The organism is Synechococcus sp. CCAP 1479/10 (genome assembly GCF_019038515.1).
Lineage (GTDB): Bacteria > Cyanobacteriota > Cyanobacteriia > PCC-6307 > Cyanobiaceae > Cyanobium.
In genome coordinates, this window is sequence record NZ_JAFKRJ010000025.1 from 23,498 (window position 1) to 49,766 (window position 26,269).

20 protein-coding genes are annotated in these 26,269 nt (G+C 66.4%); 15 read left to right on the plus strand and 5 right to left on the minus strand.

Annotated elements, in window-relative coordinates; genetic code table 11:
- Positions 1 to 41 precede the first annotated feature (41 nt).
- The 9 genes from KUG39_RS07810 (at position 42) to KUG39_RS07850 (ending at position 8,168) form a co-directional block, all read left to right on the plus strand.
- Positions 42 to 1,310, plus strand: a complete 1,269-nt coding sequence (locus tag KUG39_RS07810) for an O-antigen ligase domain-containing protein (protein ID WP_353617639.1) — start codon at positions 42 to 44, stop codon at positions 1,308 to 1,310.
- A gap of 80 nt (positions 1,311 to 1,390) precedes the next feature.
- Positions 1,391 to 2,671: a lipopolysaccharide biosynthesis protein gene (locus KUG39_RS07815; RefSeq protein ID WP_094585950.1), complete on the plus strand. Its 1,281-nt coding sequence runs from the start codon at positions 1,391 to 1,393 to the stop codon at positions 2,669 to 2,671.
- Between the two features lie 137 nt (positions 2,672 to 2,808).
- Positions 2,809 to 3,654 (plus strand): glycosyltransferase, encoded by an 846-nt coding sequence (locus KUG39_RS07820; protein ID WP_216914141.1) that lies wholly within the window; start codon positions 2,809 to 2,811, stop codon positions 3,652 to 3,654.
- 83 nt (positions 3,655 to 3,737) lie between these two features.
- The gene (locus KUG39_RS07825) at positions 3,738 to 4,673 is read left to right on the plus strand and encodes a glycosyltransferase family 2 protein (RefSeq protein ID WP_353617353.1); all 936 of its coding nucleotides are present in this window, start codon (positions 3,738 to 3,740) and stop codon (positions 4,671 to 4,673) included.
- Positions 4,674 to 4,713: 40 nt separating this feature from the next.
- Entirely contained in the window at positions 4,714 to 5,745 is a 1,032-nt protein-coding gene (locus KUG39_RS07830; RefSeq protein WP_216914145.1) for a glycosyltransferase family 2 protein, read from the plus strand.
- The gene (gene pssD / locus KUG39_RS07835; protein WP_216914147.1) at positions 5,742 to 6,197 is read left to right on the plus strand and encodes a PssD/Cps14F family polysaccharide biosynthesis glycosyltransferase; all 456 of its coding nucleotides are present in this window, start codon (positions 5,742 to 5,744) and stop codon (positions 6,195 to 6,197) included. Before KUG39_RS07830 ends, pssD begins: the two co-directional genes overlap by 4 nt.
- Entirely contained in the window at positions 6,194 to 6,673 is a 480-nt protein-coding gene (locus KUG39_RS07840) for a glycosyltransferase (RefSeq protein ID WP_216914149.1), read from the plus strand. Before pssD ends, KUG39_RS07840 begins: the two co-directional genes overlap by 4 nt.
- A 38-nt stretch (positions 6,674 to 6,711) precedes the next feature.
- On the plus strand, positions 6,712 to 7,671 hold the full coding sequence (locus KUG39_RS07845; protein ID WP_353617127.1) for a sugar transferase: 960 nt from the start codon (positions 6,712 to 6,714) through the stop codon (positions 7,669 to 7,671).
- Positions 7,668 to 8,168, plus strand: coding sequence for an ATP-binding protein (locus KUG39_RS07850; RefSeq protein WP_216914151.1), 501 nt, complete (start codon positions 7,668 to 7,670; stop codon positions 8,166 to 8,168). Before KUG39_RS07845 ends, KUG39_RS07850 begins: the two co-directional genes overlap by 4 nt.
- Here the strand turns inward: KUG39_RS07850 and KUG39_RS07855 are convergent.
- Entirely contained in the window at positions 8,134 to 8,559 is a 426-nt protein-coding gene (locus tag KUG39_RS07855; protein WP_216914153.1) for a hypothetical protein, read from the minus strand. The genes KUG39_RS07850 and KUG39_RS07855 overlap by 35 nt on opposite strands.
- Before the next feature lie 210 nt (positions 8,560 to 8,769).
- Here KUG39_RS07855 and KUG39_RS07860 point away from each other — a divergent pair, with 210 nt between their 5' ends.
- The 6 genes from KUG39_RS07860 (at position 8,770) to KUG39_RS07885 (ending at position 14,609) form a co-directional block, all read left to right on the plus strand.
- Positions 8,770 to 9,357, plus strand: a complete 588-nt coding sequence (locus KUG39_RS07860) for a L,D-transpeptidase (RefSeq protein ID WP_353617354.1) — start codon at positions 8,770 to 8,772, stop codon at positions 9,355 to 9,357.
- Positions 9,358 to 9,431: 74 nt separating this feature from the next.
- On the plus strand, positions 9,432 to 10,976 hold the full coding sequence (glgA, locus tag KUG39_RS07865) for a glycogen synthase GlgA (protein ID WP_216914155.1): 1,545 nt from the start codon (positions 9,432 to 9,434) through the stop codon (positions 10,974 to 10,976).
- A gap of 24 nt (positions 10,977 to 11,000) precedes the next feature.
- On the plus strand, positions 11,001 to 11,690 hold the full coding sequence (locus KUG39_RS07870) for a hypothetical protein (protein ID WP_216914157.1): 690 nt from the start codon (positions 11,001 to 11,003) through the stop codon (positions 11,688 to 11,690).
- The gene (locus KUG39_RS07875; protein WP_216914159.1) at positions 11,690 to 13,111 is read left to right on the plus strand and encodes a UDP-N-acetylmuramoyl-tripeptide--D-alanyl-D-alanine ligase; all 1,422 of its coding nucleotides are present in this window, start codon (positions 11,690 to 11,692) and stop codon (positions 13,109 to 13,111) included. The genes KUG39_RS07870 and KUG39_RS07875 overlap by 1 nt, the downstream gene beginning before the upstream one ends.
- Before the next feature lie 77 nt (positions 13,112 to 13,188).
- Positions 13,189 to 13,554, plus strand: a complete 366-nt coding sequence (locus KUG39_RS07880) for a YbjQ family protein (RefSeq protein WP_094586033.1) — start codon at positions 13,189 to 13,191, stop codon at positions 13,552 to 13,554.
- 71 nt (positions 13,555 to 13,625) lie between these two features.
- On the plus strand, positions 13,626 to 14,609 hold the full coding sequence (locus KUG39_RS07885) for an META domain-containing protein (RefSeq protein ID WP_216914161.1): 984 nt from the start codon (positions 13,626 to 13,628) through the stop codon (positions 14,607 to 14,609).
- 22 nt (positions 14,610 to 14,631) lie between these two features.
- Here KUG39_RS07885 and pyrC read toward each other — a convergent pair whose 3' ends face one another.
- The 4 genes from pyrC to KUG39_RS07905 all read right to left on the minus strand — a co-directional run bounded on the left by pyrC (position 14,632) and on the right by KUG39_RS07905 (position 26,129).
- Entirely contained in the window at positions 14,632 to 15,693 is a 1,062-nt protein-coding gene (gene pyrC / locus KUG39_RS07890; RefSeq protein WP_216914163.1) for a dihydroorotase, read from the minus strand.
- Between the two features lie 38 nt (positions 15,694 to 15,731).
- Entirely contained in the window at positions 15,732 to 16,277 is a 546-nt protein-coding gene (locus tag KUG39_RS07895) for a YqhA family protein (protein ID WP_094586035.1), read from the minus strand.
- Positions 16,278 to 16,357: 80 nt separating this feature from the next.
- Positions 16,358 to 17,947, minus strand: a complete 1,590-nt coding sequence (locus tag KUG39_RS07900; protein WP_216914165.1) for an NCS2 family permease — start codon at positions 17,945 to 17,947, stop codon at positions 16,358 to 16,360.
- Positions 17,948 to 18,005: 58 nt separating this feature from the next.
- Complete coding sequence (locus KUG39_RS07905; RefSeq protein ID WP_216914167.1) at positions 18,006 to 26,129, minus strand: choice-of-anchor L domain-containing protein; 8,124 nt, start codon at positions 26,127 to 26,129, stop codon at positions 18,006 to 18,008.
- Positions 26,130 to 26,269: the final 140 nt, after the last annotated feature.

The window sequence follows — 26,269 nt, forward strand, 5'->3', positions numbered from 1 at the left end:
CCAAGGCCTTTCATTCTGAGGATGATCTTCAGCCGAGAAACGTGCCAGAGCGTCTTCTGTGGTGGTCGATTATCTGCACGTACCCCATCTGGCTGGTCGGTGGGCTGTATGTGGTGGGATCTGTTCTGTGCTGGCTACTTCTGGGTTGTCTGCTGATCAAGATCCTGGCCCGCATGGATCACCCAGAGGAGAATGAAGAGATTTCGATTTCTCCAGTGATCTGGCTTTGGATTATCGGAATGATCGTCATGGAAGTTGCCTTGATTGCAGGCCATGTGAATTTCAACCTCGGTACGGGGGCGATCATCAAGTCCACCATTGGCTGGGCCAAGGGCTGGGCAGCCTTGGCCCTATACCCGCTAGCCGGAGCCCTGCCGATTCGCAGCAGCATCATCACCCGTGCTATTTGCATCGTCGGGCTGCATACGCTGCTCATCATGCCTTTTCTGATGCTGACCCCCAATTTGGGGCTTCCAGAGGTCCTCTACGTCTCGCCACTGAGGGCCGTCGGTGGTCCGGGGAATGAGTTCTTTGATGTTCCTCTCTACGAAATTGATGGCAGCACAGGTGATCTTCGCTGGCGTCTCTTTGCACCGTGGGGGCCAGCCCTTGGGTTTGTGGGCAACATCAACTTCATGATTTGCCTCCTGGAAAAGGACAAGAAATGGAAACTGCTCGGGATCGCTGGTTCGATCGTCATGTGCTTTGTCTGCAAGTCACGTCTGGCCCAGCTCTGCATCATCCTGATCCCGTCCGTGACGTTCGTGGTTTCCAGACTCCGCAAACCGGTCATGCTGATATCACTAGGGGTGGTCTCCTATCTGGGCGGGATCTTCGCCACGACCATTCTGACCGCCATCAATGACTACTGGGAAGGTTTCAAAGGGGCTCGGGCTGGCTCGACCCGTGTTCGCTTTGCGTTGAAGCGAATTGCCTTCCACCGCTGGGAGACTGAGGCTCCGATCTGGGGGCATGGTGTTGTGGAAGGCGGCCCCCATCTGGTGGAGTACATGGCCATCGGCTCCCATCACACCTGGGCCGGGGTTCTTTTCGTGAAGGGCATCGTGGGATTCTTCGCTATTGCGGTGCCGATGCTGGCAACGGGTGTGGATCTGCTGCGCCGCGCGGCCAGTCCCCACTATCAACTTGGCTCTGCGGGCCTGGGAATCATCATTCTCCTCTTCATGTACACGTTTGGTGAGAATCTTGAAATCCTCGTCTATCTTTTCTGGCCGGGTATGGTGATCATGGGAATGGCTCTGCAGGAGAAGAAAAGCACTCCCCAGCCAGAGCTTCAGCCCGTGTTGTGATGCCGACCAAAACGAACTGCAGTCAGATGCCCGGATGCCATGATGAGCCAATAGAAGCTCCAGCGTGGGGTTGACCGTTCATGCGCCTGCTCAGCAACCTGAAACGGTTCATCCCGAAGGATCGATTCATCCGCAACATCGGCTGGATGGGTGTGGGGGAGGTGGGCATCCGAGTCTCGCGACTCGTGGCCACGGTTCTGCTGGCCAGGCTGCTGAGCCCCAGGGACTATGGCCTGGCGGCCATCGTTCTGACCTCCGGCGAACTTGTAAAAGTCTTCACACGCAACGGCATCGGCGACAAGATCGTGCAGGCCGATGCGGATGAGGTCAGCGAGATCTGTCAGACGGCATGGAGTCTGAACTGGCTGATCGGATTCAGCCTGTTTCTTATCCAAGTCATTGGTTCGACTGTCATTGCCAAGGTCTACAACGACAACGCGCTGATCGTGCCGATCATCGTGGTGAGTTTCAGCTATCTGATCTATCCACTCTCCATGGTCCAGTCGGCCCTGGTGCGTCGCAAGAATCGGCTGAAGTTCTACAGCATGACCAACCTCGCAGCCGTCGCCAGCGAAAACCTGATGACGGGGATCTTTGCGCTGCTGGGGATGGGCATGTGGGCGATTGTGCTTCCCAGGTTGCTGGTGGCTCCCGTCTGGGTCGCGATGATGCTGCGCTTCGAGCCATGGCGACCGGCGATGACGTTCACGCTCAAGCGCTGGAAGTCCGTGCTGCAGTTCGGCAGTCGCATCCTTGGGGTGGAGATGCTCAACACCTTCCGGGAGAATGTGGACTATCTCCTGATCGGCCGCTTCATCGGTGTCAAGGCGCTTGGGGTGTACTACTTCGCCTTCAACGCCGGACTCGGTCTCAGCCTGAGCGTGATCAATGCCTTGTCGGTCTCGCTCTACTCCGACTTCTGTGACGTCCGCAGTCAACCCGCCGTACTCAAGGAGCGTTTCCGTAAGAACCTGCTCACCATCACCAAGGTGATCGTGCCCGTGGTTGCTTTGCAGTGCAGCCTTGCCCCGCTGTATGTGCCGATCGTCTTCGGCCGGCAATGGGTGTCTGAGGGTGCGGTGCCGATTCTCATGCTGATCTGCCTGTCGGCCCTGTCCAGGCCTTTCGCCAACGCCTCGGCGATGCTGTTCCGCGCCGTGGGCTTGCCCCAGGTGGATCTGCTCTGGAACCTGGCCTTCACGGTGGCACTCACCGTGGCCATTCTGATCGGCACGACATGGGGATCCCTGGGCGTCGCCGCCGCCGTCGCAGCAGCCCATCTCACGCTGCAACCGATCTACCTGATGCTGGGGCAACGGCTGCTGCGAAGGATCCAGATCGCTCAGCCCGCTGGCCTGTGACTGGGGCCCCGCCCGAGGCGAGGTTATGGTGTTGGAAGCCTTCAAGCCTCGCGACTCCCGCCACCGGTCCGGAGCACGTCCATGGCGCTCCGGCTGCCATCAGAACCAAGCCTGACGTCCGTCCGCCCGATCCGCTCGTGAAGATCTACGCCATTTGCCTGATCAAGAATGAGGGCGATGTCATTGCAGATTGTCTGCATCATGCACTGACGTTCTGCGATCGGATCTTTGTTCTTGATAACGGCAGCACGGATGGTACCTGGGAAACCGTCAATAACCTTGCAGGGCAGTATCCAGCGATCGTGATTGAGGAACAACTCCTTATTCCATTCCGTGATGGTATGCGCTCCATCGTCTACAACAAATACAACCACGAACTGACGGATCAGGATTGGTGGCTGCGGCTGGATGGGGATGAATTCCTTGAAGGGAACCCCAGAGAGGTGCTGGCCAAGGCGAATCGTGAAAGGGCCGACTTCGTGACGGCCTGGAATCTTCAGTTCTATTTCACGGATACGGATTACAAGAACTGGGCGGCCGAGCAGCTGGAACCCAGCCGACCCATCACCGAACGGCGCCGCTACTACTCCGCCAACTGGCGGGAGTACCGCTTCTTCCGCAACCAGCCCCATCAACCCTGGAACGAAGCAGTGGCCCCACAGTGGCCCGATGGACTCACCAAAGCCTGTTCGCAGCGCCTCTACAACCGCCACTACCCCTACCGCACGCCCGACCAGATCAAGGAGAAGCTCCAGGCCCGTTTCGGCCACGAACAGTTTCGCCATATCAACTCCATCGACTGGACATCCAAGGTGCTGCCTGCGCGCCAGCTGAACCACTTCCAGGAGGGTCAGCCACCGACCATCAACCAGTTCGATTACTACGCCAAACGCCTGCGAATGATCCGGATCACCCTGATGGGGCGTTTCAGGGCCATCCTGCGTCGACTTCTGGGCGGCCACCGCTCCAGCCATACCTCGTAGGGGGTTCGATGGCGCAGACCGATGAACCCGAAACGTCTGCGGCCGGTGCGGCCCCAGCAGGACAGCACACGCCGGCCATTTCCGTGGTGGTTCCGATCTACAACGCGGCGCCGCACATCGAGCAAACCCTGCGCTCCGTGCAGAACCAGAGCCTGAGCAACTGGGAACTGATCGCCGTTGATGACGGCTCCACCGACGACAGCTGCGCCATCGTGTCCCGCCTGTTCGGGGACGATCCCCGGGTGCACCTGGTGAGCCAGCCCAACGCGGGCGTCTCGATGGCCCGCAATCGCGGGGTGGCGCGCAGCCGTGCGCCCCTGATCGCCTTCCTCGATGCCGATGACCTCTGGCATCCCGACAAACTGCGCCTGCATGTGGCGTACCACGCCGACCATCCTGATGTCGGCGTGAGTTTCGCCCGCGTCGCGTTCCTGTCCCCTGAGGGGGCGCCCACGGGCCTGCTGGCGGCCCTGCCCCGGGAATCGCATCGGCCGGTGGACTTTCTCTGTGAGAACCCCACCAACACCACCTCCAACTGGGTGCTGCGGCGGCAGGTGTTCGACGCGGTGGGTGGATTCGTCACCGACATGAGTTATTCGGAGGATCTGGAATGGCTGCTGCGGGTGGCCTGCGATGGCCGCTGGCAGATCGCCGGCTTGCCCCAGGTGCTCACCTACTACCGCACCTCGACCGGCGGACTCTCCTCGAGCCTGCAGCGCATGGAGCGGGGCTGGCTGCGGCTGATCACCGAAGCCCGTCGCTATGCGCCGGAGCTGGTGGCGCGCCACTTCGCCACGGCCCAGGCCATCCACCTGCGCTACCTGGCCCGGCGCTCCCTGCGGCTGGGAGGGGCGCCCGCCATCGGCACCGATTTCATGCTGCGCTCCCTGCGCTCCGACTGGCGGATCCTGCTGCAGGAGCCGCGCCGTACCGTGCTCACGGCCCTGGCCATCTTCGCCCGGCAGCTGCTGGCCCCCTTCCACCGCCCCAGTGGCCCCCGCGACGGGGCACGGCCATGATGGCTCTCGCCAACGCCCCGCTGCCTGTGAGGCCACTTCCATGAGCCGATCCCCCCTGGTCTCGGTGGTGATGCCGCTCTACAACTCCGCCGCCACGGTGAGGGAAAGCCTGGAATCCGTTCTCAGCCAGACCTACCCCAACATGGAGATCCTGGTGGTGAACGACGGCTCCACCGATGACGGGGTGGCGATCTGCCAGGGGTACCAGGACGGGCGCATTCGGGTGGTGCATCAGCAGAACCGGGGCCTGGCCGGAGCGCGCAACACCGGCATCCGGCAGGCCAAGGGGGAGTTCCTGGGATTTCTGGACAGCGATGATCTGTGGCTGCCCACCAAGGTGGAGCGCCATGTGGCCCATCTGCAGGCGCGGCCGGAGGTGGGTGTCAGCTTTTCCCGCTCCGGATTCATCGATGAGGACTCCAGGCCGATCGGGATCTACCAGATGCCGAGGCTGCAGGACATCACGCCGGAGATCGTCTTCTGCCGCAATCCGATCGGCAATGGCTCCGCGGTCGTCATCCGCCGCGAGGTCTTCGCTGCCATTCGCTTCACCGCCAATCTCTATGGCACCGAGGAAGACTTCTTCTTCGACGACAGCTTCCGTCAGTCCGAAGACATCGAGTGCTGGTTGCGGATCGCCCTCCAGACCCACTGGCGCATCGAGGGGATCCCCGAGGCCCTGACGCTTTACCGCATCAGCGACGGCGGACTCTCGGCCAACCTGATGAACCAGTACGCCACCTGGGAGCGGGTTCTGCTCAAGACCGAAACCACCAACCCCGATTTCATCGCCCAGTGGGGCTCCAGGGCCCGGGCCTATCAGCTGCGTTACCTGGCGCGCCGGGCCACCCGCCAGCGGGATGGCGCCCTGGCCGTGCGCCTGCTGCACCAATCCCTGGCCACCGACTGGAGGGTGCTGCTGGAGGAACCACGGCGCACCCTGATCACCCTGGTGGCGGCCTATCTGCTGCTGGTGTTGCCGGAGGGTCCCTATCGCTGGCTGGAGGGCCGGATGCTGCGCTCCACCGGCGCCAGCCAGAAGCGGCGCATGCAGGGGGAACTGGGACGATGAAGATCCTGCTGGTCTGCTCTTCGGGGGGGCATTTCAAGGCCCTGCAGCAACTGGTCGACTTCTGGGGGCGCCATCCCCATCTCTGGATCACCTTCCGCACGCCGACCACCGAAACGGCGCTGGCCGGGGAGCCGGTGCAATGGGCCCACAGCCCCACCAACCGCAACCTGCCCAATCTGCTGCGCAACCTGGGGCTGGCACTGCAGGTGATCCGCAGCCAGCGGCCGGACGTGATCGTTTCGACCGGTGCCGGCGTGGCCGTCCCCTTTCTTCTGCTCGGTAAGCTGTTCGGATGCAAGACCGTGTTCATCGAGTCCGTGACCCGCATCGAGACCCTGAGCCTCTCGGCGCGGCTCGTTCGACCGTTTCTTGACATCCTCTACGTGCACTGGCCCCAGCTGCAGCGTCGCTATCCCCGCGCCGAACTTGTCCAGGACAAGGGGACACCATGATCCTGGTGAGCGTGGGAACGGAACAGTTCCCGTTCAACCGGCTGATGCAGTGGATGGAGCTGCTGATCCAGCAGGAGCTCATCGATGAGGAGATCGTTGTTCAGTACGGCACCTGTACCTTTCTCCCCAGCGGCACCACCGTGTACCGGTTGCTGAAGGAGGACTCCTTTCGGGCCCTGGTGGAAAAGGCTCGGATCGTGATTGCCCATTGCGGGGAAGGAACGGTCCTGTTGCTCGATGAACTGGAGCAGCCCTTCATTCTGGTGCCCCGCAGCGTCCGCTACCAGGAACATGTCGACGATCACCAGGTGGAACTCGCCCTTGCCCTGAAACAGTTGGGTGTGCCGATCGCCTGGAGTCCAGGGGATCTCGTGCGCTTTCTCGGTGCCCCGTTCAAGACCTCGATCAGCGACGTGACCGACAGCTCCGCCCAGTCCCTCTGCCGGAGTCTCCACTCCCATTTTCCCGAGCCATGAACGGCGGCCCGTCTTCCCAGGATTCGTTCGTCAGGACCGTGCGCAACGGTGTCCTGATCCTGCAGCTGCCGCCCCGGCTCACCGTGGCCGAAGCCGTGGCGTTCCGCTCCGGTTTCGGGGGCTGGCTGGCGGAGGTGCAGGACCTGCGGCAGGTGATCCTGGATTTCGGGCGCACGGCCATCATCGACAGCAGCGGCATCGGTGCCCTGGTGGGCGCCATCAAGGCGGCCCAGGAGCGCGCGGTTCCCCTGGCGGCCTGGAGCCTGAACCGTCAGGTGTTCCTGGCCCTGCAGATGACGGGACTGGAGAAGGTCCTGCCGGTCACGGCCCATTCCGAGGGGCTGTTGCCCCAGCTGTCCCATACGGAGGACCAGCGGCCACCGCTCACCCACCCCTCGGTGCGCTCCGCCGTCAAGCGAGGCATGGATGTCTGCGGCGCCCTGGTGGGGCTGGGGGTCACGGCGGTGCTGTTCCTGCCCATCGCCCTGGCCATCCGTCTCGACAGCCCGGGGCCGATCCTCTTCCGGCAGGTGCGCTGCGGCTGGATGGGCCGCCATTTCCGGATCTGGAAGTTCCGCTCGATGGTCACCGATGCCGAACGGCTGAAGGACAGTGTGGTGAACCAGGCCCAGGGGGCCTTCTTCAAGAATGACAATGACCCCAGGATCACCCGCGTGGGCCGGATCCTGCGCAAGACCAGCCTGGATGAACTGCCCCAGTTCTGGAACGTGCTGATCGGCGACATGAGCCTGATCGGCACACGGCCCGCCACCCCGGACGAAGTGCGCCGCTACGCCATCCCCAGCTGGCAGCGGTTCGATGTGCGGCCTGGTCTGAGTGGCGAATGGCAGGTGAGCGGCCGCTCTTCGATCCGGGATTTCGAAGATGTGATCCGGCTGGATCTGCGCTACCAGCAGAACTGGAGCCTGGGTTACGACCTCAAGCTGATCGTCCGCACCTTTCTTGTGCTGTTCAGCAAGAACTCAGGGGCGGCATGAACCTGCCCCAGGCCTCAGAATCCGATCGGCCCCTCAGCCAGCTCGCCGTCAACAGTGATCTCGATGAGATCGAGACGGTGCTCCGCTGGTTCGAGCAGCTGGGTGATCCCGCCGTGCCGTCGGAGCTCTGGATGCAGGCCCAGCTGGCCCTTGTCGAGGGGTTCACCAACGCGGTCCGCCATGCCCACGCCGATCTGGACCCGCCGCCGCCGGTCCAGATGTCGGTGCAGGTGAGCAGCCAGCGGTTCTGCGTGCAGATCCTCGACCAGGGAGCCCCCTTCGACTTCGAGGCCGCCCTGGCGAGCGTGGAGAAGGCGATGGAAGCCACAGGTCACGATCCCCTCGCCAGGGAGGCCCACTGGGGCCTGGTGATGTTGCTGAAGCTGCGCAGCACCTATGGATGGACGATCAGCCACCGGCGGATCGACGCAGCGACCAACTGTCTGTCCCTGTGCCACCCCCTCAGCGCGGATGGGGGGGCAGGAAGGTCATCGTGAAGTACTCGGGATGGCAACGGGCTGGCTGAAAGATCGACCAGCGCGTCCACAGATGCAGGTAGTGGTTCGTCCCGTTCGGCCCCCGTCCCCAGCCATGGGCGACGGACTGGCCCCAGACGATGCTGTTCGCTTCCAGGGCCTTTCTTCGCTCCGGAGGGAGTGAGCTCAGATCTCCCCGGTAGAGGATTCTCCGGCCCCGGTAGAAGAAGGCGGCTTCGGTGTCCGAGTCCTTGTGGTGCTCATCGACCAGGAACCACACCTTCTTGCTCTTCTGGAGCAGCCAGAAGCTGCGCGAACAGCGGGGAGGGACGGTGTCGTTCTTGTAGCTGTAGAGAAGGCCGTGGTGATGGTCCGGAGCCCCAAGGGCTGGGGTGACGATCTCCAGACCCATGAACAGAAGGGCAGACGTACGGACGGCGAATCGGTGCAACCGTGGCGATGCAACCGATCGCCGCAATCGAGGCTGCAATCGGGCTCACCGTTGGACTTGGTGGAAGAATTTTAGACCGGGGCCAGGCCTGTCCTGTTCATGGGGCTCAGCCAGTGGCTGCCTTCGGCTCGCTAACCTCAGACGAGAAGTCTGATCCGGGCTGACCGCACCGTGAACCGCCAAGCCACCCTGCCCCTGGCTCTGGCCCTGTTCAGCTGTCTGGCCGGATCGTGGGTGGAGCCCGCCCTGGCCGCCGCCCCAGGCACCGAGCCGACGGCGATCGGCCCCGATCCTGCAGCGACGACGGTGGAGCCCGCCTTCCCCCCGCTGCAGCTGGTCCTGGACCGCCGCAGGCGGCTGCTGAAGGTGATGGAGGGGGACCGGGAACGGCGCCGCTTCCGGGTCGGGGTGGGCATGCCCGGCTGGGAGACGCCGGTGGGTTCGTTCAGCGTGATCGAGAAGACCGCCTACCCGATCTGGGAACATCCCGCCAAGGGCGTGCGCATTCCCCCCGGCCCCACCAATCCCCTCGGTTCCCGCTGGATCGGCTTCCATCGCGACTGCAAGGGCCGGCGCGGCTTCAACGGCCAGGAGCACCTGGAGGTGAAGGGGTGCGTGACCTCCGGGTTCCACGGCACACCGAATCGCGACAGTGTCGGCGGTGCCGTCTCCCATGGCTGTGTGCGGCTGTTCGACGAGGACGTCAGGGAGCTGTTCGAGATGGTGCAGGTCGGCACACCGGTGACGGTGCTGCCCTGAGCCCGCTGTCGCCGGCAGCCGGAGCGCTCCGTGGCAGCCCGTAGAGTTCCAGGCGCACCAGCGATCGAGCACGGATGAGGGTTCTGTTTGCCGCTGCGGAGTGCGCTCCGATGATCAAGGTGGGAGGCATGGGCGACGTGGTCGGCTCCCTGCCACCGGCCCTGGCGGCATTGGGGCACGACGTCCGGATCATCATGCCGGGCTACGGAAAACTGTGGAGTCGGCTGGAGATTCCGGCCGAACCGATGTGGCGTGGCCACGCGATGGGCACCGATTTCGCCATCTACGAAACCCGCCACCCCACCAGCGGTCTGACCATCTATCTGGTGGGCCATCCGGTGTTCGATCCCGAGCGCATCTATGGCGGTGAAGATGAGGACTGGCGCTTCACCTTCTTTGCCAACGCCACTGCCGAATTCGCCTGGAACGGCGGCTGGAAGCCCCAGGTTCTCCATTGCCACGACTGGCACACGGGAATGATCCCGGTGTGGATGCATCAGGACCCGGAGATCAGCACGGTGTTCACCATCCACAACCTCCGCTACCAGGGCCCCTGGCGCTGGAAGCTGGACCGCATGACCTGGTGCCCCTGGTACATGCAGGGCGACCACACCATGGCGGCGGCCCTGCTCTATGCCGACCGGGTGAATGCGGTCTCGCCCACCTATGCGATGGAGATTCGCACGCCCGAGTACGGCGAGAGGATCGACGGACTGCTCAACTTCATCAGCGGCAAGCTGCGCGGCATCCTCAACGGCATCGACACCGAGGACTGGAATCCCGCCACCGACACCACCCTGCCGGCCCCCTTCTCCGCTGACGACCTCAGCGGCCGCAGCGCCAGCAAGCGGCTGCTGCAGGAACGGATGGGCCTCAACGTCAACCCCCGCTCCTACCTGATGGGGATGGTGAGCCGGCTGGTGGACCAGAAGGGCGTCGACCTGCTGCTGCAGGTCGCCGACCGGGTGCTGGCCTACAGCGACAGCCAGTTCGTGGTGCTGGGCACCGGTGATCGGGGCTACGAGTCGGGCCTGTGGCAGATGGCGGCCCGCCACCCCGGCCGCTTCTCCGTGTTCCTCACCTACGACGACGCCCTGTCGCGGCTGATCTATGCCGGCAGCGACGCCTTCCTGATGCCGAGCCGCTTCGAGCCCTGCGGCATCAGCCAGATGCTGGCGATGCGCTACGGCTCGATCCCGGTGGTGCGCCGTGTCGGCGGCCTGGTGGACACCGTCCCCCCCAACGACCCCACCGCCGGCACCGGCACCGGCTACGGCTTCGATCGCTACGAGGCGATCGACTTCTACACGACGATCGTGCGCTCCTGGGAGGCCTATCGCAACGAGCCCAGCTGGCAGGAGCTGCAGCGGCGGGCCATGACCACCGACTTCAGCTGGAACCGCTCCGCCCTGGAGTACGACGCCATGTACCGGGAGGTCTGCGGGGTCAAGGAGCCCACCCCCGACGCGGCCCAGGTGGAGCGCTTCTCCCAGGGTCAGGGGGCGGATCCGAGCCTGCTGCACGACGACTCCCGGCCGGAGGGCTCCCCCAAGGAGCCGCCGCCGCCCCAGCGTCCCCGCAACCCCCTGGCCCTGCTGCGCCGCCGCAACGACTCCTGAGCCAGCTCCCCGTGTCCGGCGTCCATGGCTGATCCGGTTCCACCACCCTCCGATCTGCCGGCGCCCTACGCGAGCCCCTGGGGCCGGCTCGCCCAGGCGCTGCTGGCCGTGCTGGCTTCCCTGAGCCTGAAGCTGCGCGAACTCTGGCGCCGCAATGGCGAGGGGGACCTGTCGGTGCCGGGGTTCTGGCCGCAGGGGCTGGCCCCGGTGTTCTGGCCCCTGCTGCTGGCGGCCTTGCTGGCCCTGCTCCTGGCCCTGGCGGGTCAGGCCCGGCGCGGGCTGAACCACCGGGCTGCCCCGGCCAGCGGTGCCGCGGCTCCCGTCGTGGCTCCAGCTCCCCCAGTCCCCGTCCCCACGGCGCCCGTCCCCGCACCAACGGCGATCGCCGCGCCGGAGCCCGTGGCCGAGCCCGAGCCGCCGCCCGCCCTGGAGCTCGACCCCCTCCTGGCCCTGCTGGCGGAGGACGACCCGGAGCACCTGATCGCCTCGGCCCATCCGGAGCCCGCCGAAGGTCGCCTGGTGCTGACGATGGCGCCGGCCTACGCCGGTCTCGCCCCGGCAAGCCGGGGCCGCTGGGCGGAGCGCTGGCAGGAGCGCGCCCGGGGGCTGGGCTACGAGCGGCTGGAGCTGGTGGACGGCCAGCGGCGGCTGCTCGCCCGCGGCGCCCTGGTGGGGTCGGGCATGATCCTGCTCGACCCCGGAACTTCAGGTTGATGCTGCTGCCGTTCGAGCCGTTGCTCCAGCTCTTCGGCGAGCCCCTGGTGGCCCCGGGCAGCGCCGGCCCCGAGCCCATCCGTCGGGTCAGCACCGACAGCCGCGGCGATCTGACCGGCGCCCTGTTCGTGCCGCTGGTGGGGGAGCGCTTCGATGGCCACCGCTTCGTGGCCGATGCCTTCGCCGCCGGTGCGGCGGCGGCGCTGGTGCAGCGGGACCGGCTGGATGGGACGGTGCTGGCGGAGCTGGTGTCCGGCAGCGGCCGGCCGATCTGGCCCGTGGACGACACCCTGGAGGCCTACCAGCAGCTGGCCCGTCTCTGGCGGCGGCAGCTGGGGCTGCCGGTGGTGGCGGTGACCGGTTCGGCGGGCAAGACGACGACACGGGAGCTGATCCGGGCCGCCCTGACCCCGCTTGGGCCGGTGGTGGCCAGCAGCGGCAACGAGAACAACGACGTGGGGGCGCCGCTCACGATCCTGAAGGCGGACGGGGGCACGGCGGCCCTGGTGGTGGAGATGGGCATGCGGGGACTGGGGGAGATCGACCGTCTGACCCGCTGCACCGAGCCGGACGTGGCGGTGATCACCAACATCGGCACCGCCCACATCGGCCGCCTCGGCAGCCGGGAGGCGATCGGCCAGGCCAAATGCGAAATCACCGCCGGACTCCGGCCGGAAGGGGTGCTGGTGATTCCCGCCGGGGATCCGCTGCTGGAGCAGTCCCTGGCGCGAGTCTGGCGGGGCCGGGTCGTGCGCGTCGCCCTGGAGGACGAGGCGGCGGCCTTCCCGGCGGGGGTGCCGGCGCCGGGGCTGGTGGGCCGGCTGGAGGGGTCTCGGCTGAGCCTCCTGGACGGCCCGAGCCTGGCCCTGCCGCTGGAGGGGCGCCACAACGCCCGCAACCTGCTGCTGGCGGTGGCCGTCGCCCGGGAACTGGGCGTGCCGGCGACGGCCCTCGGCGAGCTGGCGGTGGAGCTGCCGGGCGGTCGCGCCCGACGCCTGCAGCTGGGGGGCGTGGAGCTGCTCGATGAGACCTACAACGCCTCGCCGGAGGCGGTTCTCGCCGCCCTGGAGCTGCTGGGAGCCCCGGATGGAGCCTGCGAAGGCCGCCGCTATGCGGTGCTGGGCACGATGCTCGAGCTGGGGGAGCGCAGCCTGGAGCTGCACCGCCAGGTGGCGGGACGGGCCCGGGCGCTGGGTCTCGACGGACTGGTGATCGTGGCCGCCGAGGCCGAGGCGCAGGCGATGCTCGCCGCCGCCGCCGGCTTGCCGCGGCTGGCGCGGGCGGCCACGCCCGAGGAGGCGGCCGCCGTGCTGCTCGACTGGCTCGAGCCGGGGGATCGGGTGCTGCTCAAGGCCAGCCGCGGGGTGGCCCTGGAGCGGGCGATTCCCGTCCTGGAGGCGGCCCTCGCCCCGGCCGCCTGAAGTACGCCGCCCGAAGCACGCCGCTTGATACGCGTTGCCGCCCCCAGCAGGATGGGGCGTCCGCCGACCGCTTCCCGATGGTGAAACCCGTGTTCGTGACCACCACCTTCACGATCGAGGGCTACACAATCACCGCCTACCGGGGCCTGGTGCGCGGCATCGTCGTGCGCTCCCCCACCCTGGTGCAGGGCTTCCTGGGTGGGCTCAAGCAGATCGTGGGCGGCCGGATCGGCGCCTACACCGAGATGTGCGAGCAGGCCCGGGAGCAGGCCTATGAGCAGATGATCCAGCACGCCCGGGCCCTGGGTGCCAATGCCATCGTCGGCACCCGCTACGACGGCTCGGAGGTGCAGGGCGGCACCGCCGCCGCCACCGAGGTGCTCTGCTACGGCACCGCGGTGGTGGTGGAGCCCCGGCCCAGCAGCAGCGGCAGCAGCGCGTAGAGAAGCAGCAGGCAGCGGCACGCCATTCCGGCGTCCGTGTCCGATTGTGGAGAGCCCGCCGGAGACGCCCGATGCCTTTCCCAGCCAGCTCGATCCGGCTCCTGGCGACCTGGAGCGGCGGTGCCATGGCCACGGCCTCGCTACTGACGGGGGCGTCGCTGCCCCTTCACGCAGCCCCCCAGAACCCGCCGCTGCAGGGCACCATCTGGCAGCTGGTGGGGATCCAGTCGATGGATGACGCCCAGGGCCTGAAGCGTCCGGCGAACCCCTCCCGCTACACCCTCTCGCTCCAGGCCGATGGCCGGGCGGTCCTGCAGCTCGACTGCAACCGCGCCACGGGCAGCTGGCAGGTGGAGCCCAGCACTGACCCAGGCAACGGCGGCTTCCGCTTCGGGCCCCTGGCCAGTACCAAGGCCCTGTGCCCGGCGCCCAGCCTGGGGGAACCCCTGGCCCGCCAGCTTCCCTATGTAAGGGGCTACCTGCTGCGGGACGGCCGGCTCAACCTGAGCCTGCTGGCCGATGGCGGCATCCTCATCTGGGAACCCCGCGCCGCCGCCGGGCCCGGCTACAGCAACCGGCCCGATCCGGCACTGGAGACGGCGATCCTGGCGGCCTCCCCCGACCTGCGCCGCCCCCTGGGAAGCGCCGCCGGGGGCATGGGGCGGATCAGCTACGTGCACGGCCGCACCGACCTCGATGGGGATGGCCGTCAGGACGTGCTCGTCTACCTGATGGGTCCCTACGTGTGCGGCACCGGTGGCTGCACGCTCCAGGTGTTCCGCCAGGAAGCCCGGGGCTACCGCCTCATCAGCAGCTTCCCCACCAGCCGGCTGCCGGTCATCGTCCCGGAGGCGCGCCGCAACCGCTGGCGCGATCTCTGGCGGCTGCAGTCCGGCGGCGGCGCACCTGCCACCTGGGTGCGCGAGGTGTTCGACGGCCGGGGCTACCGCAGCAAGGAGCGCATCCCGGCGGCCGGCCGACAACCGGCGGGCACCGCCGTGCTGAGCGGCGTTCCCTCCCTGGCGGACGGGGCGCCGTTGGCGCCGCGCCCCTGATCCATCCCAGCTGGGCTGGCGCTCAGTCGTCGTCGGCCAGCCGCCACTGCAGCACCTGGCCGGCATGGAAGGGCACCAGGGTGGTGGCGTCCCCGTCGGCGGCGTTGCCGTGCAGGCGCGGCGGCACCGTGTGGGGCTCCCGCACCAGGGTGATGTGGCCCTCGTTCAGGGGCAGCCCGTAGAAGGCGGGCCCATGCAGGCTGGCGAAGGCCTCGAGGCGATCCAGGGCCCCCTCCTGCTCGAACACCGCCGCGTAGCTCTCCAGGGCGAAGGGGGCGTTGTAGATGCCGGCGCAGCCACAGGCGCTTTCCTTGGCCGAGCGGGGGTGGGGAGCCGAATCGGTGCCCAGGAAGAAGCAGGGTTCCCCGGAGGTGGCCGCCTCGCGCAGGGCCAGCCGATGGCGTTCACGCTTGGCCACCGGCAGACAGTAGAAGTCCGGCCGCAGCCCGCCCTGGAACATGGCGTTGCGGTTGATGTGCAGGTGATGGGGGGTGATGGTGGCGGCCAGGTTGGCGCCCCCCTGGCGCACGAAGGCGACGGACTCGGCGGTGGTGATGTGCTCCAGCACCACCTTCAGGCCCGGATGGCGCTGCAGCAGCGGCGCCAGGTGGCGCTCGATGAACACGGCTTCGCGATCGAAGATGTCGATCTCGGCGTCGGTCACCTCGCCGTGGATGAGCAGGGGCATGCCGATCCGCTCCATCGTGGCCAGCACCGCCTCGATCCGGGCCAGGTCGGTCACCCCGGCAGCGGCGTTGGTGGTGGCATGGGCCGGGTAGAGCTTGCAGGCGGTGAACACCCCCTCGCGGTGGCCGCGCTCGATCTCGAGCGGATCGATCGTGTCGGTGAGGTAGGCGGTGAGCAGGGGAGTGAAGCCGCTGCCATCCGGCAGGGCCGCCCGGATCCGGGCGCCGTAGGCCTCGGCGGCCGCCACCGTGGAGATCGGCGGGCTGAGGTTGGGCATCACGATCGCCCGGGCGAAGGTGCGGGCCGTGGCCGGGGCCACCGCCTGCAGCAGGGCACCGTCCCGCAGGTGCACGTGCCAGTCGTCGGGTCGCCGCAGCCTCATGCGGGAACTCACCATGGAGAGGACCTGAGGAACCGGTTCATGTCATCCAGTCTCTAGAACAGCCGCTTGCCGCCGCTGCCCGTGACCAGATAACCGCTCAGGGACAGCAGCAGGACACTCAGGCAGAAGAACGCCAGGGACGGGCCGTCAAGGATCGGCAGGGTCAGCATCGCCTTGAAGGCCGACACGATCAGGGCCACCACCAGCACCTTGACCAGCTTCTCCTTGAGTTGGTCGAGGTCGCGGATGTCGAGCAGGCCACCACCCCCCTGGTCACGTTCCCGGGCCGCCTCGATCGGAGAGATCAGCAGTTCGTAGACCCCATAGCCGAAGATCAGCAGGGCGATACCGATCAGATAGAGATCGATCCCGGTCACGATCGCCCCCAGCAGTTCGGCCACGAAGGTCTTCTTGGTGTGGGCCACATCTCCCAGGCTGACCAGCGCCTTGCCGATCTCGAGCGTGCCGAGCACGAAAGCGACGACCGTGCTGACCAGGCTCATGACCACCGGCAGGATGGCGATCAGCCGCAGGCGCCACAGAATCCGCTCGAAGCGATGCTCAAACCGCTTGAAGCGGCCATTGGGCACGGAAGCCATGCGGCGCTGATGCAATCGGCCAACCCTAGGCAGCGTTTCGGCTGCCCACATCCATCCGTCACGGCGATGCCACCACCGGTTCAGCGCTGCGGGCGCCCCAGCAGAAACACCACCGCCATCGCCAGATAGCCCAGGGCCCAGGGGGTGCCGCTGCCCCAGCCGGGGTCCAGCACCGTGTCGGCCAGGGTGAAGCTCCAGGCATGGATCAGCCCCAGCCAGGAGGCGACCGCCGCCACCAGGGCGCAGAGGGCGGCGGCACGGAACCGCTGCTCGATCACATAGACGAGCATCGCCGCCAGCAGCATCGCCGCCAGGATCTGGCCCTGCTCCAGGGCGAAGGCACCGGCGGCCCACACATCCGCCTGCTGCAGGGGCAGCAGCAGCTGGGGACCGAAGGGGTTGGCCGGCGTGCCGCTGCCCCCGGCCCGTAGGCCCGCCTTCAGCATCAGGGACCCCCAGCCCGCCAGGCCGGGCAGCAGGCCGAGGGCCACCGCGGGGGCGTGGGCCGGTGGCGTGGCCTGGAAGGCCTGGGCCGCCATCACCAGAGCGATGTAGAGCACGATCGCCATGCCGGCCTCGATCGGCACCAGCTGGCCCACCACCCCGAACAGCCCCAGCAGGCAGCCCAGGCCCATCACCAGGCCGTTCAGCCAGGAGTAGCCGATGCGGGCGCCCATGCCCTTCCAGCCGGGGTGGCCGATGTAGATGGTGGTGGGGAAGCAGGAGCCGAGTGCTGCCGCCGCGATCGTGCCGATGCCGTTGATCAGCAGGGAGCTCTTCACCGGGTAGGCGTCGCCGGCCGCCTCGGCGCTCTCCAGGTTCTGCAGGGAACCCAGCAGGTTGAACAGACCCATGGGCACCGTCACCCCCAGCGAGGGGACCAGGGCTTCGCGACCCTCCCAGAGGGCACCGAGCCTGGGCACGGGCAGGTGGAGTCCCACCTGGGCGATGTTGGCCTGCCAGGTGGGCCCATCCAGCCGCAGCAGGCCCGTGGCCGCGGCCAGCACGATGCCCACCAGCACCGCCAGCACGCCGCCCGGCAGGGGCAGCCGGGCCTGGCCGAAGTAGGCCAGCAGGATCACCGCCAGCACGGCCAGCCCCACCACCGGGACGGCGTAGGTGCGCAGCAGGAACCCCAGCCCGATGTAGCCGAGGGCGATGCCGGCCAGGGTGGAGAGCAGGGCCGCCCGGGGCAGCCAGCGGCGCAGGGGGGCCACCAGGAAGGCGCCCCCCGCCTCGATCAGGCCCGAGCCCAGGCAGGCCAGCAGGCCGGCGCGCCAGGAGAGCAGGGAAGCGGCCTGGGGATCCAGACCCTGGCCGGTGGCCGCCAGCTTCACCGGCAGCATCACCAAGAAGACATACGCGAACAGGCTGACCGTGTTGATGCCGTAGGGAAGGGCGGTGCGGTCGTCACGGCCCTCGCGCCGCCCCAGCCGGTGGGCCTGGACGGCGTACGCCACGTTGCCCACCACCAGGCTGATGCCGGTGGCCGGCAGAATCGTGCCGAAGATCAGCTCATCGGGATACCCCAGCACGCCGCGACACAGGCCCACGATCAGCAGGATCTGGATGAGGTTGTCGAGGCCGAGCCCCAGGAAGCCGTCGAGGTCCCCGCGCACCCACCAGCGGGGGGACGGCGGCGGGACAGGTGCGGATGGAAGGCCTGTCATCGCGAAACGGGGCGGTCGGCCGATCATGGAACCTGAGCCAGCGCCGATCAATGCGCCCTCAGACCAGCACGATCGCCCCCGGATTGGCCCTGAGCGCGGCCAGCGACACGTTCTCCAGAGTGATGGCCTCGTCCTGGTTGATTCTGAGGATGGTGTTGTTGCCGGACTGGCTGACGAGGCCGCTCGTCAGATAGGCCGGCACAGCGGTGAACGACACGAGGAGGTTGGATGCGATCGCCAGCTTGTCGGCCCCGTCGCCAGCGACCTTGAAATCGGTGATCCGGTCGTGGCCGAACCCTGCCGCGAAAATGAACCGGTCCTCCCCTGCCCCGCCGGTCAGCAGATCGTCGCCGAGGCCGCCCGCCAGCGAGTCGGCACCATCGCCACCCCGGAGGGTGTCGGCGCCGCCCAGCCCGGACAGCACGTCATTTCCCCCGCCGCCCTGCAGGAGATCGGCGGTGTCGTTGCCCGCAAGGGTCTCTCCAGCAAAGCCCTGCACGAAGAACACCGCATCGTTGTAGTCGGCATCGCCGGGTTCGCCGTAGCCGCCGCCGGGGAGCCTTCTGGCAGCGATGTCCTCCCAGGCGAGCAGCCCCGTAGGGCCATCCGCCGTGTCCCCGGTGACCGTAGCCGGGATCTGGCCCGGACCCGTGGTGGCGGAGGCATAGTCCACAGCGCCGGCGTTTTTGCCGGTCTCGGTGAACAGGGCCCTGGCGCCAACGCCGCCGAGCACGATGGGCTGGCCGTCGCGACCGATGGCGAGCGTGCCGTCGGAGCGCACCTGGGCGACCCCCCAGCTTCCATCGCGGCGCTGAATGACGCGCACCGGCTGGTTCGGGGATGTGGCGGTGGTGGGCCGGATGCCGCCGCCTCCCGGCACGAGGAAGTAGTGGATGTTGGCGACGTCGGCGGTTTCCACGCTGAAGCTGCGCACGGTGCCGGGTTTGATGTTGGCGGCTTTGCCGGTGGTTTCCACCGAGCCGTACAGAAGGCCCCCCTTACCTGTGGTGGCGTCGTACCAGCCGAAGCTGTTGCGCAGGTTGGCCGATTCGGAGCGAAACTCCACCGCGAGTCGGGTGGTTTCCGCCCCATCGGTGACCTGCACCCTGTAGGCCTGGTCGTCGGAAAGGGCCGGGTCGCCACTGTCGGTGGCGCGGACGGTCACCTCGTAGACATTATCCTTGCCCTGATCGGTGGGTTTCTCGAAATCCGGCGCGGTTCGGAACACCAGCACGCCGCTTGTGGGATCGACGCTGAACAGGGCGGCGTCGGCACCGCCGGCGATGCCGTAGGTGAGGGTCTGGCCAGCGTCGGGATCGTCGGCCCGTACGGTCGCCACGGCGCGGGTGTTCTCCGCCACCCGGATCAGCTCCGGCGGCGTGGCAATCACCGGGGGACGGTTCGTGGCCGACAAGATGTCGAGCACATCGGGGGCGATCGGTTGCCCGTCGAAGGCTGGGTCGCTGCTGGTGACCACGTACGTGACGATGCCATCAAGGTCTGGATCGGCTCCGGCCGGTGCCTGGATCGTCAGGGTCCTGCTCCGGGTGGTGTCACCGGGTTGGAAGGTCACGGTCACCGGCGCGCCGACCCCCAGTCCGAGGTCGAGGTTGGCGGAGGGGTCGATCGTGACGGTGACCGGCGCGTTGAGCGAAGCCGTCGCTGGATCGATCGCCACCGTCAGCGTCACCGGGTTGCCACCGGCAACGATCGTGCCGTCGCCGGCCGTGGTCACCGACACGGTCGAGGCGGCGAAGGTGCGGAACGAGCCGTCCTTGATCAACAGGCCGCTGTCGAGGAAGCCATCGCGGTCGTCCTTCACCTCGATGCTGAGGATGTTCTCCACGCCCTGCTGCAGGGCGCCGCCGATGGTGAGCGTGCGGGTGTAGGCGTCGGCCCGGATCCGATTGGCGAGCGGTCCGGTGCCGGGGCTGTTGTCGATCAGGTCGCCGGCATCGGAATAGACGAGGTTCTTGATGGTGAGGGCCGCGTCATTGGAGAGGGTCCCGATCTCGATGCCGTTGAGCTGGATGGAGAAAAGGTCGGTGAGGCGGGTGCCGTCGAACTCGGGCAGTTCCTCGCTGAAAAGCACGACATCGAGGGCGAAGTTGGTATCCCCCGCCTTGGGCGTGAAGCGGTAGGTGAGCCGGGTGGTGTCGTCTTCGGTGCCCGGCGTGCCCAGGTCGGTGGAGAGGTCGCCGGTGGGCTCCACGTTGTCGGGCGACACGTTGATGCTGCCGATCACGGTTTCGCCGGTGGCACCCTCTTCACCGATGTAGAGGTAGAGAGGGCCTTCGGTCTTGACCGGACCGGTGAGATCGAAGCTGATCGACCCCCCATCGCCGAGGGTGAGGCTGCCGACATCCGGGCCGAAGGAGAAGCGATCGAGGGTGGACAGGGAGTTGTCGACCAGCACCCCATTGGCTGCGCCATCAAGGCTCTCGCCATAGGGAAAGGCCGAGATGGTGGGAGGCCGCTGGGTGCCGGGCCGGAAGGTGATGCTGGCGTTGTTGAAGTCGAAGGCGCTGAGCGGTTGCAGCGTTGAGAACAGGTTGAGGTTGGTGCCACTGGTGACGCTCGGCAGGAAGATCCTGCTCAGGGCGACCGCATCGAGGTCGAAGCCCGAGGCCGTTCCGCCGGCGCCGCCGCTTCTGGTGTTGGCATCGGCGATCGTGAAGGATTTCAGATCGATGCCCAGATTGGACAGATCGGCGCGGAAGATGTCACTGCCGTTGTCACTGTCGCCGACACGGCCGATCTTCTCGAAGACGATCGGTATGGAGGTGATGTTGGTGCCGGCGCTGCTGACCGTATTGCTGCCAGGTAGATCCTCCACTCGGCCGGTGGAGAGGATGAGTCCTTTGCCCAGGCCGAAGGGATCTCCCTCGAAGGTGCCGACGGCTTCGGCAGCACCCTCCACCGTGAGGCTGGAGCCACCGCCTCCGGTCGCTCCATCGAGGATCGCCTTAAGGGTCGCGAGGTCGCCCGTCTCGGTCACCCAGTCATCGGCTACGGCGGCGAAAGGGGTAACGGCGGTGCCTGCCAGGGGGGCATCCAGAGTGAGGGGCGCCGCTAAGGCGAGGGGCGCCGCTAAGGCGAGGGGTGCCGGGGTAGCCAGGGCCGCCGGGGTTCCGATCTCCCCGCCGTAGCGGAAGTAGGAAGCGTTGCGATCAAGCCCGGTGACGTTGCTAACCACGGCAACGAGATCGAGGAAACCAGCGATCGTCCTGTTGGCGAAGATGGAGGTGGAGCCATTGCTGTTGCTGAGCAGATAGTTCGAAGCCTGTCCCGTCAGCTGGATGACGTCCCCTTCATTGGGATTGAAATCCTCGATCCTGGCATGGTTAGGCGTGCTAGGTATATTTGAGAAAATCGAGAAGTAAGTCGAGCCACTGCTGGTGCCGATGACGAAGCGGTCAGCACCGGCTCCACCAGTCAGAGCATCGATCGAGTCGTAATCGATGGGGCTGATGTCGTTGCCTAACCGCTGGATGCTGTTGCCAACAAGGATGTCGTCGCCGTCTCCGCCGACCAAGAAGTCGTCACCCGAATAGCCGTAGATCAGGTCGTTGCCGGCTCCGCCCAACAGGATGTCATCCCCGCGAGCAGTGGGCAAGCCGAGCCAGTTCAGGCTGGAATCCACCGGCACAAAGGTTCCTGTGATGACATCGTTCCCGGAAGATCCGGTCACATTCAGACGTTCGATTCCCTTGAAGTTTGTTGCCGTGAGTTGTGGCGCTCCTTCTGAGTCTGGACCAAATGCGGTGTAATAGCCAATACTAGTCTGTATGTCAGTATATCTGAAAGCTTCGTTGAACTCGCCGATGGAGACCAGCCTACGCATCGAGAGGCCACTGTCCTCTACCAGCGTCTGCCCGTACACCGAGGATCCTGGGCGTAGAGAGGAATAGTCGAGGACGAGCACGTCACCCGTCGACTGAAAGAAGCTCTGCTCGTCAGTTAAATAGATCTTCCCATCAGCGACCCCGATGCTTCCCTGATAGTCGGCGCCACCATTGATCGTGTCGAAACCAACCCCTGAAGAGATGTAGTCGTTGCCGTTGCCCGCATCGAAAGTGTTATTGAAATCACCGGACTGCAGGATCAGATCGTCACCCGAGCCGGTTCTCACCTCACGCAGATACTCGAAGCCCTTGGCCGACGCGCCGTTGGCCATCGCGATGTTGAGGCTGCTGCCGCCGGCCACGACGACACCGGTCGTCAAGCCGGTGAGTGTGATCGCGAGCGTGTCGAACCCCGATCCGCCATCGAGACGGAAAGCGGCCGGGGGGGTGGTGAAGCTGGGTTGGCGGTTCGGGGTTGTTCCGTAGACGACAACATCGTCACCGCTACCTGTCCGCACCTCGTCCGCGCCGATGCCGGCGACCACCACATCGTCGCCACCTCCTGTGTAGAAACGGTCGCCGAGAAGCGACTGGCCGCCATAGAGGGTGTCGGCCTTGCTGGTGCCGGCGACGAAGAGGCGTTCCACATCGGTGAACGTCACTCGGTCGAAGCCGGCGATCTGGCGGGAGATCAGCCCTGTCGTGCTGGAGAAGAAATCGAAACCGCCGCTGATGCCGGTGCCCACATCGGCACCGAAGCTGGCGTAATTGAGCCGCAGGATGTCGGTGCCGCCGCGACCATCGACCACTTCGTCGCCGAGGAGGCGGGAGATGTTGGGGTCGAAGAGGTTGTCGGCGCCGTTGCCGAGCAGACGGTCGGCAAAGCTGGAGCCGAGGATGTTCTCCACCCCTCCGTAGCTGTCGCCCTGGGCGGTGCCGCCGGATCCGATGGCGAGCAGGTCGACCGTCACGGCGCCACCGGAACGGTCGTAGACCACCCAGTCGATGCCGGTGCCACCGATCAGGACATCGCCGCCTTCGCCGCCTTCGAGCACGTCATTGCCTGCATCGCCGCTGATCACGTCGGCGCCGCCACGGCCCTCGATGCGGTTGTCGCCGAGATCGCCCGTGAGGCTGTCGCCGGCCTCGCTGCCGACCAGGGCCTCGAAGCTGCTGTAGCCGCGGCCGGACCCATTGACGTTGGCGATGGCCAGCACCACCTGATCGCTGCGGCCACCGGTCCCGGGGCCTGTCGTCCCGGTGCCGAGATCGACCGTCACCGGCCCGGCCACGTTCTGGTAACTCAGGGTGTCGTAGCCGTCTCCGCCATCCAGCAGGTCGCCGTCGTTACCGCCGAAGATGCGATCGTTGCCGTCACTGCCTGACACGGTGTCGGCACCGCCGCGGCCTTCGAGAAGGTCGTTGCCATCGGCGCCGTCGAGCCGGTTGTCGGAGCCGTTGCCGCGGATCACGTCGCCATAGATCGAGCCCTGGATTGCCTCGAGGTTGAAGAGCCGGTCGCCCTGGGCATCGGCGCCGACTTGGATGGAGCGCTGCAGATCCACGTCCACCTGGCCCCAGGAGGTGATGTAGGTGGTGCCGTCGCCTAAGCCATCCTGGCCGTTGATCGAGTCGCCGCCCTGGCTGCCGAAGAGGAGATCGTCGGCCTTGCCACCGATGAGCACATCGGCGCCTTTGCCCCCCTCGAGCACCACGGTGAAGCTGGCGCCCGTCGCCCGGATGTAGTCGTCGAAATCAGTTCCCGTGACCACCTCAATGGAATCGAACCTGTCGCCGTCCGCCTCGCCCCCCGATCCCGTGTAGGCCGAATCGGAGAGAGTGAGGAAGACGCCCACCCGCAGGTCGCGGTTCGCTTCCGCGTAGGTCACCGTGTCGATGCCGGCGCCGCCCTCCAGGGTGTCGGCCCCCTTGCCGCCGTCGAGGACGTCGTCGCCATCACCTCCCTTGAGGAGGTCGTTGCCCTCGGCGCCGGTGAGGTTGTCGTCCTCCCCGTCGCCGGCGAGCACATCGTTGCCGGCGCCGCCGGTGAGGGCATCCTCTCCGGCCCCGCCGGTGGCCACCACCGCAACGGTGACATCGGACTGGACGATCAGGGTGTCGTTGCCGGCGCCTAAATCGGCCTTGATCAACGTCGGCGGTGCCACGCGCTGGGTGACGCCGAAGGCGAAGACATCGAGGCCAGGAACGACCACGGTGGGCGGATCGCCGGCCGGATTGGACGCGTTGCCCACCCGGTTGCGGGCGCGGCCGATGACGTAGGCCTCATCGTCCGGATTGTCGGGATCGACCAGCAGGCGCAGCGTGCCGCCGGCATTGTCGGGGATCTGACGCAGCGGGGAGCGGCTCCCGACGTTCAGCACCGCTTCGGTGCCGACGACCGTGACAAGCCCGGGGGTCTCTGGAGGCAGCTGCACAGTCGCCGGCGGGCAGGTGAAAGCGTTGAAGTCGGCCAGCACCGTGGAGACGATCGGGATCCTTTTCTTGACCTTGAAGGGGCCGAAGCCGATCTCGATCTTGACGCCGATCTCCGCCGTGGCGCGCCCGCTGACATCGAAGGCACAGCCGAAGTCCTCTGCCAGAGGACGGAACAGCGCATTCTTGAAATAGGCATCCACATCGAAGCCGATGCTGCCGCCCACCGTGACGTTGGCACCGGCGAATCCGAGGCCGGCTCCCCCATCAATGTCCGTATCAAGATCACCCACCGGTTTGTAGGGGAAACGGCCCGTCTCGCCGGCGGAGAACGGCTGGGTGGTGAAATAGAAGCCCTTGGCGAAATCCCCTGTGGCCACACCGAAGGTGTCGTAGCCGATATCCAGATCGATCACGCCGTTGATGTTGCCCGAAAGCTCGAATCCCAGGGGACCGAGCACGTTGAAGAAGCCACCGGCCGTTGCCTTTACCTCCAGAGCTGGAACGTTGTATTCGATCAACTTGACGGGAGCGGTACCCAGCAGGATGTCGAGAATGCGGGCCGGATTCTCAAAGAGTTCAAAGGTCAGGCCGGGTTTCTCACCTGGCTTGGGCAGCCCTTCGATATCGAAGTCCTCGAGGAAGCCTTCGGCAAGATCGCTGAGGCCGGCAATATCGCCAAAGGCCGACTTCACGGCGGCGATGATCACATCCTTGTCGAACGCCGGTGTGCCGACCCCGTCGCTGATGGTGGCATCGCCGATGTTGATCAGCCCGCCGCTGCCCCCGCTCAGGTTGAACTGGCGCAGCTCATCGATGATGGCCAGACCCTGGTAGAAGCGGGTCAGCGGTTGCTTGAGATCGCCGTTGCCGAACACCGCCAGATCGCCGAGGGTGACTTTCCCGTCACCGCCGCCGGTGATGCCGCCCACCTTGTCGAACCGGTCGAGCAGGAACGGAAACTTGCGCACCAGGCTGTTGAGGCCAGGCACCGGTTCAAGGGCGATGTCGACGATGGTGCCCAGGGCCCCGTTGTTGAACACATCGCCCACTTCGCCGAGGGTGTCGCCGAAGATGTCGAGGTAGGAGCGCAGGTCGAGGGTGATGTCCTTCAGGGCCACGGTCGGGGTGCCGAAGGTGGAGCCGCTGACGGGGACATCCAGCACGATCCGCCCGGCGATGTCCGGCAGTACCCCGTCCAGCACGTCGCTGGTCGCGAACCTCAGGTCGAGTCCTGCCTCCGCCGTCAGGAAGGTGGTGGCCGCCACGGCACCAGCCCCATCGAGCGACAGGTCGAGGCTGAAATCGGCGGAGAATTCCGGAGTCGACGGGCTCGCGTCGTTAATCCTGACCTTGGCGATGCCGAGATTGGCGTTGAGATCAATCAGGGAGAGGGCGGCATCGACCGCCATGGTGAGTTCCGGTGTGCCGGTGTCCTTCAGCGCGAGGCTCCCGTCGGCGGCAATCGAAAGGGTGGCCGCCAGAGCCGCCTTGACCGTGGCCGAGGTCGCGACGTCGAGGTCGAGAAAGCCGCCGACCGCCTTGCCGATGTCGAGCGTGGCGGTGCCGGTGGTGATCGTTCGGTCGGTGGCCAGGACGATCTCCAGGGCGCCGGGTGTGGGCTGGCTGGCCGTGATGCCAGGCAGCCCCAGGGCATTGATCGCCTCGACGATGGCGGCGACCGGATCGGGCGGTGGACCCACATCGTCGGTCTTGTTGATCGCGTCGAGCAGCTGAGTCTCGATCAGGCTGAAGGGATCCAGGGTGTCGGCCGCACCGGGGAGAGCGGAGACCTTGTCGAGCAGCGGCAGGCTGCGGTTGGCAATCTCGCTGGAAATCCTTGATTGCAGGCCGTCGAAGAAGCCGGACAGCCGGCTAGAGGCCTGGGAGGCGGACAGGGCCATGGCTTAATATAAGTATAAGAGTTGACTGTTTTTCTATCGCGCGAAAGTAGCAGCAATTTCCCATATTTTCTGTCAAGCCGTTGACACGAGCTTCCGCATCGTCCGCCCTTTCGCCTAAACCCGTGTTGTCGTGGCTGATG